Origin of the sequence: Fictibacillus phosphorivorans, assembly GCF_023715845.1 — a bacterium.
Classification (GTDB): Bacteria; Bacillota; Bacilli; order Bacillales; family Fictibacillaceae; genus Fictibacillus; species Fictibacillus phosphorivorans_D.
The window spans coordinates 139,136-152,035 of sequence record NZ_JAMBOR010000003.1 but is presented as its reverse complement, the minus strand read 5'-3'; the positions used below and the strand labels follow the sequence as shown (position 1 = coordinate 152,035).

Below are 12,900 nucleotides of genomic sequence, written 5' to 3'. Positions count from 1 at the left end.
GAGGAGAAAACTATGCTTTTTATTGATAATGAAAATATTACAGACCCAAGAGTGAATTTAGCAATTGAAGAATTCGCTTTGAAGCAATTAGACATCAATGAAACGTATTTGCTTTTTTATATAAATGAACCATCCATTATCATCGGCAAGAACCAGAATACGGTTGAAGAGATTAACGCAGAATATGTGCGTGAAAATGGTATTCATGTCGTTCGTCGTTTATCTGGAGGCGGAGCTGTTTATCATGATCTTGGGAATTTGAACTTCAGCTTTATTACCAAAGATGATGGGAACTCATTTCATGATTTTAAGAAGTTCACCGATCCCGTAGTAAAAGCCTTAAATAAATTAGGGGTAAACGCTGAGTTAAGCGGCCGTAACGATATTTTGGCTGACGGGAAGAAAATCTCAGGTAATGCTCAGTTTTCAACAAAAGGGCGTATGTTCAGCCATGGAACGCTATTGTTTGATTCAGAGATTGAAAATGTAGTATCGGCTCTGAACGTAAAAATGGACAAGATTGAATCCAAAGGCATCAAGTCGATCCGCAGCCGTGTAACGAATATTCGTGAGCACTTGGATGAAGACATGACGATGGAAGAATTTAAAGAGATCCTATTAGCTTACTTGTTCGAAGAGTTTGAGCAGGTTCCAAAGTACGAACTCACGGAAGAGGATTGGGCTGAGATCCGTAAAATCTCTAGAGAGCGATATGCAAACTGGGATTGGAACTACGGAAAATCTCCGAAATTTAATGTAGAACTTTCAAATCGTTTTGCAGCTGGTTCTATCGATATTCGTCTGCACATTGTAAAAGGAATCATTCAAGAGAGTAAGATTTTTGGAGATTTCTTCGGTGTAGGTGATGTTTCAGATATCGAGAACAGGCTGAACGGTGTGCGCTACGATCGGGAAGAAATTGAAAAAGTATTGGAAGATGTTGATCTAAAACACTATTTTGGTAATGTTTCACATCAGGAATTTTTAGATCTTTTATATTAATAGAAAGTATTCGAAACCGCCTTTTTAAGGCGGTTTTTTTTAGTTTGTGGATTTAAGAGATATTTGACGTTGTTTATCCTCTAATATCAACGATTGAACTCTTAAAACCATTTGACAGAAAATTAATAAAAATGATAAGCTAAAACCAATCACATTACACAAATAATTGATAACGAAATAAAAACGTCATATTTTTTATTCTTAATTGTAATCGCTTACATAATCCTAAAAGGAGATGAAATAGCCATGATTCTTCATCCTAAAGTGGAGTGCATGAAGAGTGAGGAGAAAAAAGAGCTTCAGCTTCATCGTTTAAAGCAGACCGTCGATGCTGTTTACGAGAATGTGCCTTTCTACAAAAATGCCTTTGATGAAAAAGGAATCCATCCGACTTCCATCCAGTCATTAGACGATCTGCAGAAATTGCCGTTTACTGTAAAAAAGGATCTGCGTGATCATTATCCATTCGGACTATTTGCCGTTCCGCTCGACCATCTTGTACGGCTTCACGGTTCATCTGGAACGAGTGGAAAACCGACAGTTGTGGGGTATACAGAAGGAGACATTGAAAGATGGAGCGACATGGTAGCTCGATCAATCGCAATAGCAGGCGGGGAACCCGGTAACGTTCTGCACAATGCTTACGGCTATGGACTTTTCACAGGGGGACTGGGTCTTCATAACGGATCAGAAAAGCTTGGCATGGTGACGGTTCCTGTATCAGGAGGAAACACAGAGCGCCAGATCCTTCTTATTGAAGACTTTAAACCGCAAGTAATTTGCGGGACTCCGTCATACATCTTAACGATCGCAGAAAAGATGGAAGAGCTCGGGAAAGATCCAAGAGCTACTTCACTTCAATACGGAATCTTTGGGGCAGAGCCTTGGTCGGAGGAGATGAGGGCTACACTCGAAGAGAGATTAGGAATCAAAGCGATGGATATCTACGGATTGAGTGAAGTAATGGGTCCAGGCGTTGCGATGGAATGTCACGAAGCACAGAACGGTTTACATATTATGGATGACCACTTCATCGCTGAAATCATCAACCCCGATACACTTGAACCTATGCCGGATGGAGAATATGGTGAACTTGTTTTTACAAGTTTAACGAAAGAAGCGTTCCCGGTTATTCGCTATCGTACGGGAGATATCGCTTCACTTGAACGCACCCCGTGCATCTGTGGTAGGACTTCTGTACGAATGAGCAGGGTGAAAGGTCGAATCGACGATATGATTATCGTCAGAGGAGTGAACGTCTTCCCTTCAGAAATTGAGAACTGCCTGCTTTCTATTGAGGATATCGTGCCACATTATCAGGTGCATATACACACTGAAGGTTTGAGAGAGCATATCGAGCTTCATGTGGAGATGAGTGAAAATCTTTATGCGATTACAAATGGTGATGAAGCTCATGCAGCAACAAATCTGCTAAAACAGACCATCACTAAAAAAGTCAAAGACACATGCCTTGTGACGATGAAGATAAAAGTGTTTCCACCAAAGAGCATCCCGCGTTCCGAAGGGAAGGCAATCAGGGTTGTGAGACACGCACAGAAGAAAATGGGTGTTTAACCATTGTTCAAACGCATGACGTTAATTTATAATTACGGTAATAAAACGTAATATAACAGGAGGGAATAGCATGACAGTTGGTTTGAGCTTCAGTCAACTTAGTGAAGAAGAAAAGATGCAGCATTTTTTAGATCGGATCAATGCTGGTGAAAAGATCGAACCCGATGATTGGATGCCAGATGATTATCGTATGCAGCTGATCCGTTTGATTTCCATGCACGGCATTTCGGAAATTATGGGAGCGCTTCCAGAGAAAGAGTGGGTACCTAAAGCACCTTCCTTGCACCGAAAGCTGGCAATCATGGCGAAGGTGCAGGACGAAATGGGTCATGGCCAGTTGTTATTGCGCGTTGCAGAAGACTTGATGGCTCCGCTAGGAAAGACGCGCCACGATATCATGGAAGATCTTTTTTCAGGAAAACTGAAGTTCCATAACGTTTTCCATATGGATGCTCCAACTTGGGGTGACGCTGGAATCATTGCTTGGCTCGTTGATGGAGCAGCGATCATTTCTCAAAGTATGATGCTTGATTCTTCCTACGGTCCTTACGCACGGGCGCTAAAACGTATTTGTGCAGAAGAAGTATTCCATGCACAGCATGGAGAGAGCATTATTTTAGCGATGGCAGAAGGTACGCCTGAACAGCGTCAGATGCTGCAGGATGCTCTTAACCGCTGGTGGGAATCGCTCATCATGTTCTTCGGACCTAAATCAGCTAAAGAAACGGGTAACTCGAACGCAGATAAGAACATTATGTACAAGATCCGTACCAAAACGAATGAAGACCTAAGACAAGAATTCTTTACAAAATACATTCCGCGCATTTGGTCGCTCGGTCTTACAATACCAGATGAGACAATTCACTTTGATGAAGAAACGCAAATGTGGATCTATAAAGATGCTGATTGGAGCAATTTTAAGCAGATCGTTTCCGGAAACGGGCCACAATCGCAAAATCGCTTAGATCTTCGCCGCCGCTCATACAAAAATAACGAGTGGGTACGTGAGGCTCTGGCAGCTAAAAAAGCGATCTAAGTGCGGAAGGGAGAGAGAACCAACGTGAACGAACCAAAAAATGAATTTTACAACGTGTATGAAGTATTCAGTAAAAAGACAGATAAATCACCATTTCAGCACAGTTTCAGCCTGCTCGCTCCTAACGCTGACATGGCACTGATCATGGCGAAAGAGAACTTTTTTAGAAGAGAGCAAGTCGCTGACATCTGGGTTGTAAAAAGAGAGAACATCCGCGGTCTGAACCAGGATGAGAAAGAGATGCTCAAAAGGCTTGATAAGGAGTACAGAGAAACTAAAGGTTACGGATATTTAAAGAAAAAATGGCGTGACTACAACCAAGAGCAGTTTACTGAGCAGCACATCCTTGGCGGAAGGGGAGATAATAAATGACACAAGAAACATTAAAGCCACAAGAGAAAGCTGCATTGATCGAACTCCTCTACCAGATGGGAGACGATGATTTTATTCTTGCGTTCCGTGGATCAGAATGGCTCGGACTTGCGCCGCACATTGAAGAAGATGTAGCGTTCTCTTCGATTTCTCAGGATATGATGGGACACGCAAACCTCTACTATCGTTTATTAGAGGACCTTGGTGAAGGAGAAGCAGATAGAATTGCTCATCTCAGAACACCTGAACAGTTCCGAAACGCCATTATTTTAGAAGAAGTGAACGGGCCGGGAACGTATTTAAAAGAGCCGGATTATGACTGGGCATTCGCAGTCGTTCGCAACTATTTTTATGCGGTGCATAAGCAGATTCGGTTAGAATCGCTTCGTCATTCTTCCTATGAGCCATTAGCTGAGGCAGCACGTAAGATCATGACGGAACAATACTATCACCTCATGCACTGGGAAGTCTGGTTTAAACAACTTATGACGAGCACTGACGAAGCTATCGAGCGAATGAACGCGGCTATCAACAAAGTTTGGAGAGACTTTGGCGGGGTTCTTACACTTGGCCCTTCCTATGCAGATATCGTGAAAGCTGACTTGATCGATGATGAAGCAGTCATGAAAAAGCGGTGGATGAACAAGATGGAAGCCGTATTTAAAGAAGTCGGAGCCTTTTATCCTGGTGAGCCTCGAATGGAAAGAGGCAACGGGAGAAACGGTGTTCATACAGATGACTTGAAACAAGCCTTATCTACACTTTCTGAAGTGTATGCTACAAACCCTGCTACTGGCTGGTAAGACGATAGGAAAGGAGATGAACCACGTGTCCGAATTAAAACACAGCATGACCGATACCGTTATGGACGCGCTTGGGGATGTAAAAGATCCTGAAATCGCCTCCGTCAGCATATTAGACCTTGGTATGATACATGAAGTTGAAGTGACAGACGGAAAAGTGAAAGTATCTGTACTTCCTACCTTTTCTGGGTGCCCTGCTTTGCACATCATCGAAAGAGATATCAAAAAAGCCTTAGAATCTTTAGAAGGAATTGAATCGGCAGAAGTGAACTTTGTATTTACACCCTCATGGACGACAGACCGGATCACACCTGAAGGACGTGAGCGCTTAAAAGAGTTTGGCATCTCTCCTCCTCCTGCAAATCATGTAATGGGTGAGCCTTGGGAAATTGACTGTCCGTACTGCGGGTCAACCTATGTAACGATGGAAAATATTTTTGGTCCGACAGCATGCCGAAGCATCTTGTATTGCAAGTCTTGCAAAAACCCGTTTGAAGCAATGAAACCAGTTGCTGATATGGGATAGCAGCAAAAAAATGAGGTTAAAAATAGGGAGGAAACACACATGGTTAAACTAATCGCACTTTATAAAACACCGGAAAACATCGAACAATTCGACGAGCACTATTTTGGACATCATACTGAGATCACAAAAAAGATTCCTGGCCTTCGTAAAATGGAAGTAACCAAGATCGTTGGTTCTCCAATGGGGAAAAGCGATTATCATATCCTTTGTGAAATGTACTATGATGATCATGATTCTCTAAAAGCAGCGATGAAATCAGACGAAGGTAAAGCTTCGGGTAAAGACTTAATGAGCTTTGCAGCAGAACTTGTAACACTCATGATTGGTGAGGAAGTCAATGCGTAATTACGAAACAATCTTAACCTCAGTTGATGATGGGATTGCCTTAATTCAATTAAACAGGCCGCGTGTCCTAAACGCGATCAATCGGCCGATGGTTACGGAGCTTTTAGATGCTTTTGAGCGTTTTGACCGTAATGATGAGGTGAAAGCAATTGTTTTGACAGGCAACAGCAGGGCATTTGCAGCTGGTGCAGATATTGATGAAATGAAAAATGACGACAGTGTTTCTCTTGAACTATTAAATCAGTTCAAAGAATGGGACCGTCTAGCAACGATTAAGAAGCCTATCATTGGTGCAGTGAACGGGTATTGTTTCGGCGGAGGCTTCGAGCTCGCTCTATGTGCAGATATCCTATTTGCTGCTGAGAACGCGCAGTTCGGGTTCCCAGAAATCAAGCTTGGCGTTATGCCTGGTGCTGGAGGGACCGTAAAATTAACGAAGCTAATGGGACAGAAGAAGGCGTTGGAATGGCTATGGCTTGGTGATCCGATGACAGCTAAAGAAGCGTTAGAATATGGTGTTATCAACCGTGTTATCGCGCCGGAACTCGTTTTAGAAGAAGCAAAGAAGTATGCGAAACTCGTAGCATCCAGGGCGCCGTTATCGGTTCGTTTAATAAAAGAGTCCGTCTACAAATCTGTTGATTATTCGACTTACGAAGGCATGCAGTTTGAACGAAAAAACTTTTACCTATTATTCTCATCACAGGATCAAAAAGAAGGTATGAAAGCATTCATCGAAAAACGTCCTGCAGAGTTTAAAGGGAAGTAGGGGGAAAACCATGTTTGAAACGATAAGCTATGAAACGAGAGGAAAGACAGCTTGGATCACCTTGAACCGTCCGGACAAACTCAATGCTTTTACACCGCTCATGCATAAGGAAATGGTTACTGCGATTAAAGAGGCGAACAAAGACAGCGGTGTAAGAGCGGTTGTCTTAATAGGTGCAGGTCGGGCTTTCTGTTCAGGTCAGGATCTCTCTGGCTCAACAGATACCGATTATGGAGAAGTGCTCCGTAAAGGGTACAATCCGATCGTGCAAGCTCTTGTATCGATGGAAAAACCAGTCATTGCTGCAGTTAACGGTGTGGCTGCAGGTGCAGGTATGAGCTTGGCATTGGCGTGTGATTTTCGTATTGCGAGCGAGAAAGCGAGTTTCATAGAAGCTTTCATTCACGTTGGCTTAGTACCAGACTCAGGGAATCTTTACTTCTTGCCAAGACTTGTCGGTCACGCAAAAGCGATGGAACTGGCAGTGTTAGGTGAAAAGATTACGGCACAACAAGCAAAAGAATTTGGCCTTGTAACGAAAACGGTTAGCGAAGAGGAGTTCATGCTTGAAGTAGAAACGTTTGCGGAAAAATTAGCGAACATGCCAACAAAAGCGATCGGGCTCATCAAACGCTATATGAATAAAAGCTGGGAAAGCGACCTGAATGAAGTTCTAGAATATGAAGCACAGGCTCAAAAGATTGCAGGAGAATCTGAAGATCATCAAGAAGGTCTGGCAGCATTCTTAGATAAAAGAAAACCGGCATTCACAGGTAAATAGACATCTTAGAAAAGGGAGTGGAGAGAATGAGCACAGCTAAAACAGAAATTTATGCAGTAAAGCGTGATCAATACGATATGATTATTGGTGGGCATAGTACAGCGGGATCAGAAGGGGAGTATTTTGTTACATATAACCCGGCGACTGGTGAACCTCTAGCAAAAGTGGCAAAAGCAACGAAGGCAGATGTAGACCGTGCGGTACAAGCGGCACGAACAGCTTTTGAAACAGGGAAATGGAAGCGCTCTCCTGTCAATAAACGCTCTCGCACCATGAACAAAATCGCGAGCATCATGCGTTCACGTTTTAACGAACTGGTTGAACTGGAGATCTTAAACAGCGGAAAGTCATTAAGCGCCGCTCAGGGACAAGTAATGCAGGCGATTGAAGATTTCGAATTCTACGCAGGGGCGATCGTAAGCCACCGCGGTGCCGTTAACCCGATGCCGGGACCATTCATGAACTACACGTTAAAAGAGCCGCTCGGTGTTTGTGCACAGATCATTCCTTGGAACTACCCGATGATGATGGCAGCATGGAAAATTGCTCCTGCGATCGCAACAGGCTGTTCAGTAATCTTGAAGCCAGCAAGCTTAACACCTTTAACGGCAATCGTGATGACTGAGATCTGCCACGAAGCAGGAGTTCCAGAAGGTGTTGTAAACATCATCACAGGTGATGGAGCTACAGTTGGTTCATACCTTGCGGAGCATGAAGGTGTTGATAAAGTAGCGTTCACTGGGGAAACGGGTACAGGTAAAGACATCATGGCCAAAGCTTCTCAAACGCTAAAACGTGTAACACTTGAGCTTGGAGGTAAATCTCCTAACCTTGTATTTGCAGATGCAGATCTCGATGCTGCTGTTGATGGCTCCTTGTTTGGTATTTTCTATAACACCGGTCAATCCTGTGAAGCACGTTCACGCCTTTACATTGAGGAAAGTGTCTATGACGCGTTCATGGAAAAATTTGTTGAAAAAGCGAAGAAGCTTGTCTTAGGTAATCCGCTCGATCAAGGTACACATGTTGGAGCAATTATCTCCGAGCGTCAGCTTGAAGTGATCGACAACTATGTGAAATCAGCTGAAAAAGAAGGAGCAACTATTGCTCTAGGCGGTGGACGCGCAAAAGTAGATGGCTTCGAAAATGGTCACTGGTATTTGCCGACGATCATTACGGAAGTAAATGAAGATATGAAAGTGGTTAAAGAAGAAATCTTCGGACCGGTAGTGGTTGTATCGACATTTAAGGATGAAAAAGAGGCTGTGAAACTAGCGAACAACACGGACTTCGGTTTAGCAGCAGCGATCTGGACGAAAGACCATGCGAAAGCAACTCGTGTTGCTGGTATGATCCAAGCAGGAACAATCATGATTAACTCACCGTTCTCAGCATTCCCGGGAACGCCGTTCGGAGGCTATAAACAGTCAGGTTTCGGACGTGAGCTTTGTATTGAAACGCTGGACCTTTATACAGAAACAAAGAGTGTCGTTTCCTATACAGGATCTCGTCCGTTAAATCCTTTTAATCTATAAAATCTTAAAACAAGGCTCTTTTCTGACTGATTGTTGCTTCAGAGCGAATAGTATCATTTGCTTCCTTGAAAGTTGATTGGAGTGTAAGGTGCGAGACTCCTGCGGGACGAACGAGACAGGTGAGACTCCTAAGGGCGGTAGGAGGCTCACCGCACGCCCCGCAAAAAGCGAGCATCCTGAAACGATATCAACTACTTTAAAAAGACAACAATGATTATGGAAACAGCCAAAACAAAAGCGGGCATTCGTGCTCGCTTTTTACACACAAAAGTTAAACATTTGTTTAAAAAGAAAGGCAGGAGAGACCATGTTACAAAATGCAGTAGTCATCGGATCTGGTGTTATGGGAAGAGGGATTGCCTACGTTTGTGCGGTAGGAGGATTTGAGGTTCAACTTGTGGATGTGAATGAAGATCAGCTGGAAAATGCAAAAAAAGAAATAGATTCTATTTTTTCAAAGGCGGTATCTCGAGGTAAACTGTCACAAGAGAATGCAAGTGCAGCTCAAGAAAGACTTTCTTATACCGTGCATCTGACAGCAGCTGCCAGCGGTGCAGATATTGTCATTGAAGCTGTACCAGAAAATATAGAGATCAAGCGTGCTGTTTTTGAAGAATTAGACCATTCCGCACCTGATCATTGTGTGCTTGCCACAAACACGTCGACGATGAGTCCTACCGAAATCGGATCCTTTACAAAGCGGCCGCATAAAGTAATCGCGATGCATTTCTTCAATCCGGTTCATAGCATGCCGCTTGTTGAGATTGTGCGCGGCCATGAAACAGATTATGAGACGGTAGAACTTGCCAAAGAAGCTGCTGTAAAAATGGGCAAAGAAACAGTCACGGTAAACGAGTTTCCTGGCTTCGTAACGAGCCGTATCTCTGCCATGATCGGTAATGAAGCGTTCTATATGTTGCAAGAAGGTGTTGGTACACCTGAAGATATCGACAAAGCGATCAAGTTGGGATTAAATTTTCCGATGGGACCTTTCGAACTTGGTGACTTAGTAGGTCTTGATACGCGATTAAATAACTTGAACTACCTTCATAAAACGCTAGGTGAAAAATATCGCCCAGCTCCACTTCTTGTTAAATATGTCAAAGCAGGAAGACTTGGCCGTAAATCTGGGAAAGGGGTTTACGATTACACAACAGAAGACAACGGGGTGAAGAAATAATGAAAGAAGTTGTCATTGTTGATGCTGTCCGGACTCCAATTGGCCGTTATAAAGGTGCGCTTAAGTCAGTAAGGCCAGATGACCTCGGTGCAGTGGTTATTTCAGCTCTTTTAGCAAGAAACAAGGTCCTGCCCCCATCTGACATTGAAGAAGTGATATTTGGGAACGCAAACGGAGCAGGAGAAGATAATCGTAACGTAGCCCGTATGTCTGCCCTTTTGGCAGGACTTCCGGTTGAAGTTGGCGGAACTACGATCAATCGACTGTGTGGTTCTGGAATGGATGCCGTCATTTATGCTGCCCGTGCGATCATGGCGGGTGAAGGTGATGTATTCATAGCAGGGGGAACCGAAAGCATGACTCGTGCACCACTCGTTATGGGGAAACCTGAAGTCGAATATCCGCGCGGTGATATGAAGATGTTTGATACGACGATCGGATGGCGTTTTATTAATCCGCTTTTGGATGAAAAATACGGAACAGACTCTATGCCTGAAACAGCGGAGAATGTCGCAAAAAAATATGACATTTCAAGGGAAGCGCAAGATCAGTTTGCATTCAGCTCTCAACAAAAAGCTAAAAAAGCGATGGAGCAAGACCGATTTAAAGAAGAGATCGTACCGGTAAGGTTGGTTGACCGCAAAGGCAATGAAACATGGATGACAAAAGATGAGCACCCTCGTCCTGAAACGTCGCTTGAGAAGTTAGGTACACTTAAACCATTGTTTAAAGATGGAACCGTTACACCAGGGAATGCTTCGGGGGTAAATGATGGAGCATCTGCCCTTCTACTGATGAGCCGTGAAAAAGCAGATGAGCTTGGTCTTCAGCCTTTCGTAAGGTACGTTTCGTCAGGTGTGGCAGGAATAGAGCCTGAAGTAATGGGTGTTGGGCCGATAGAAGCCTCTCGCAAGGCATTAAAACGTGCGGGTTTATCGGTGACTGATCTGGACTTGATCGAATTGAATGAAGCATTTGCATCTCAATCGCTAGCTTGTATAAATGAGCTTGGATTAGATTCAGATAAAGTAAACGTGAACGGTGGTGCGATCGCGTTCGGTCACCCGCTTGGGGCAAGCGGTGCAAGAATTTTAACTACGCTGATCCACGAAATGAAAAAACAAGGGTCTCGATATGGTCTTGCAACGATGTGTATTGGTGTAGGACAAGGAATTGCGTCAGTTGTTGAAGCTATTAATGAGTAGGAGGATTATCCGATGAGTGCTATTTTATATGAAATAAAGGACCATGTTGCCTATGTAACATTGAACCGCCCTGAAGTTTTGAACTGTTTTAACTATGCAACTTTAAAGGAACTCGAAGAAACAGTTGAAGACATCCATCACAACAATGATGTTCGTGTTGTTATTTTTACAGGTGCAGGGGAAAAAGCATTTAGTGCTGGTGCTGACTTAAAAGAGCGCCGTACGCTAACTGAATCAGAAGTTCGCCGAAACGTACGTAAAATCCGTGATGTGTTTTCAGCGGTAGAAGCTTTGCCTCAGCCAACTATCTGTGCGATCAACGGGCATGCGTTTGGTGGAGGTTTTGAGCTAGCGCTAGCATGTGACCTTCGGGTTTCCGTACGAGAAGCCTCTATGGGGCTCACGGAGCTTAGTTGGGCGATTATTCCCGGAGCAGGCGGTACTCAGCGTTTGCCAAGGCTGATCGGTCAGGCAAAAGCGATGGAACTTATATTAACGGCGAAAAAGATGATGGCTGAAGAAGCATTTTCCTATGGCATCTTAAACCAGGTCACATCGAGAGAAGAGCTGATGGCAGTCTGTGAAAACTACGCTAGTCTTATCATGAAAAATGGCCCAGTAGCCGTTCAACAGGCAAAATATGCGATCAAACACGGAACAGAAGTTGATCTTCAGACAGGTCTTGCTATCGAGGCGAAAGCCTATGAAGTCACGATTCCGACGAAAGACAGAATGGAAGCACTCGTTGCTTTTGGAGAAAAAAGACCACCTGTATTTAAAGGAGAGTAACTTGTATTCACTCATATTGTTTTGGTAGGATTGTACAGACAATTACAGGTACAAATGAGGTTATCTAACATGCAAAATAGTTTAAACACACGTTCCATGATTTTTACCCTTTACGGGGATTATATACGGCATTATGGAAGCGAAATATGGATAGGCAGTTTGATCCGTCTTTTAGAAGAGTTCGGTCATAATGAGCAAGCCGTTCGAGCAGCGATTTCAAGAATGAACAAACAGGGGTGGATCGCAGCGAGAAAACAAGGCAATAAAAGCTATTATTATTTAACGGAACGCGGAAAAAAAAGGATGGATGAAGCGGCAAAAAGAATTTTTAAAGTCCAGCAAGAACCATGGAACGGGGAATGGCTGATGTTCACCTACACCATTCCTGAGGAAAAAAGGAGCATACGGGACGAACTTCGTAAAGAGCTTGTATGGAGCGGCTTCGGCTTGCTCGCAAACAGCTTTTGGATTTCGCCTCATAAGTCCTTTGAACAGGTTCAATCGATGATCGATAAATATCAGATCGAAGACTATGTTCATTCCTTTACAGCTGTATATAATGGCCCGAATGAGAATGAGAAACTCGTATCAGAGTGCTGGGACCTTAATGATATCAACATGAAATACAATGAGTTTATCGTGACATACTCACAGAAATATGTGATCGATAAGAACAAGATCGAAAAGGGCGAAATGACAGACGGAGAATGCTTTGTAGAAAGAACGAAACTTGTCCACGAATACCGTAAGTTCCTTTTTATTGATCCAAGCTTGCCTCAAGAGTTATTGCCGTCTGAATGGCTAGGAGATCACGCAGCCTCGCTGTTCAGTGATTACTACCGTGCACTAGCCGGACCAGCAAGCCGATTCTTTGAAAGCATTTATTCAGAAGGTAATGATCTTAAGAAGGATCTTAAGTTTGATGCATTCAACCATCCGTTGATTCAAGAAAGTCGGTCTTAGTATTTATTTTTAAATGTAT

Annotated in this window: 14 protein-coding genes; all 14 read left to right on the top strand. The window is 43.5% G+C overall.

Going from position 1 to position 12,900, the window contains the following annotated elements; translation table 11 throughout:
- Window positions 1-12 precede the first annotated feature (12 nt).
- On the top strand, window positions 13-1,002 hold the full coding sequence (locus M3206_RS03835; protein ID WP_251311182.1) for a lipoate--protein ligase: 990 nt from the start codon (window positions 13-15) through the stop codon (window positions 1,000-1,002).
- A gap of 246 nt (window positions 1,003-1,248) precedes the next feature.
- Window positions 1,249-2,577: a phenylacetate--CoA ligase family protein gene (locus tag M3206_RS03830; RefSeq protein WP_251311181.1), complete on the top strand. Its 1,329-nt coding sequence runs from the start codon at window positions 1,249-1,251 to the stop codon at window positions 2,575-2,577.
- A gap of 70 nt (window positions 2,578-2,647) precedes the next feature.
- Window positions 2,648-3,613: a 1,2-phenylacetyl-CoA epoxidase subunit PaaA gene (paaA, locus tag M3206_RS03825; protein ID WP_251311180.1), complete on the top strand. Its 966-nt coding sequence runs from the start codon at window positions 2,648-2,650 to the stop codon at window positions 3,611-3,613.
- 24 nt (window positions 3,614-3,637) lie between these two features.
- A complete protein-coding gene (paaB, locus tag M3206_RS03820) occupies window positions 3,638-3,985 on the top strand; it encodes a 1,2-phenylacetyl-CoA epoxidase subunit PaaB (protein ID WP_251311179.1) in 348 nt (115 codons plus the stop codon).
- Entirely contained in the window at window positions 3,982-4,788 is an 807-nt protein-coding gene (gene paaC, locus M3206_RS03815) for a 1,2-phenylacetyl-CoA epoxidase subunit PaaC (RefSeq protein ID WP_251311178.1), read from the top strand. The genes paaB and paaC overlap by 4 nt, the downstream gene beginning before the upstream one ends.
- A 16-nt stretch (window positions 4,789-4,804) precedes the next feature.
- On the top strand, window positions 4,805-5,314 hold the full coding sequence (gene paaD, locus M3206_RS03810) for a 1,2-phenylacetyl-CoA epoxidase subunit PaaD (protein WP_251311177.1): 510 nt from the start codon (window positions 4,805-4,807) through the stop codon (window positions 5,312-5,314).
- Between the two features lie 39 nt (window positions 5,315-5,353).
- Complete coding sequence (locus M3206_RS03805) at window positions 5,354-5,659, top strand: EthD family reductase (RefSeq protein ID WP_251311176.1); 306 nt, start codon at window positions 5,354-5,356, stop codon at window positions 5,657-5,659.
- On the top strand, window positions 5,652-6,428 hold the full coding sequence (locus M3206_RS03800; RefSeq protein WP_251311175.1) for an enoyl-CoA hydratase/isomerase family protein: 777 nt from the start codon (window positions 5,652-5,654) through the stop codon (window positions 6,426-6,428). The genes M3206_RS03805 and M3206_RS03800 overlap by 8 nt, the downstream gene beginning before the upstream one ends.
- A 10-nt stretch (window positions 6,429-6,438) precedes the next feature.
- Window positions 6,439-7,209, top strand: coding sequence for an enoyl-CoA hydratase-related protein (locus tag M3206_RS03795; RefSeq protein WP_251311174.1), 771 nt, complete (start codon window positions 6,439-6,441; stop codon window positions 7,207-7,209).
- 26 nt (window positions 7,210-7,235) lie between these two features.
- Entirely contained in the window at window positions 7,236-8,744 is a 1,509-nt protein-coding gene (locus M3206_RS03790) for an aldehyde dehydrogenase family protein (protein WP_425590704.1), read from the top strand.
- Window positions 8,745-9,051: 307 nt separating this feature from the next.
- Window positions 9,052-9,924, top strand: coding sequence for a 3-hydroxyacyl-CoA dehydrogenase (locus M3206_RS03785; RefSeq protein WP_251311173.1), 873 nt, complete (start codon window positions 9,052-9,054; stop codon window positions 9,922-9,924).
- Entirely contained in the window at window positions 9,924-11,129 is a 1,206-nt protein-coding gene (locus tag M3206_RS03780; protein ID WP_251311172.1) for a thiolase family protein, read from the top strand. Before M3206_RS03785 ends, M3206_RS03780 begins: the two co-directional genes overlap by 1 nt.
- A gap of 12 nt (window positions 11,130-11,141) precedes the next feature.
- Window positions 11,142-11,918 (top strand): enoyl-CoA hydratase-related protein, encoded by a 777-nt coding sequence (locus tag M3206_RS03775; protein ID WP_251311171.1) that lies wholly within the window; start codon window positions 11,142-11,144, stop codon window positions 11,916-11,918.
- Between the two features lie 69 nt (window positions 11,919-11,987).
- A complete protein-coding gene (gene paaX / locus M3206_RS03770) occupies window positions 11,988-12,881 on the top strand; it encodes a phenylacetic acid degradation operon negative regulatory protein PaaX (protein ID WP_251311170.1) in 894 nt (297 codons plus the stop codon).
- Window positions 12,882-12,900: the final 19 nt, after the last annotated feature.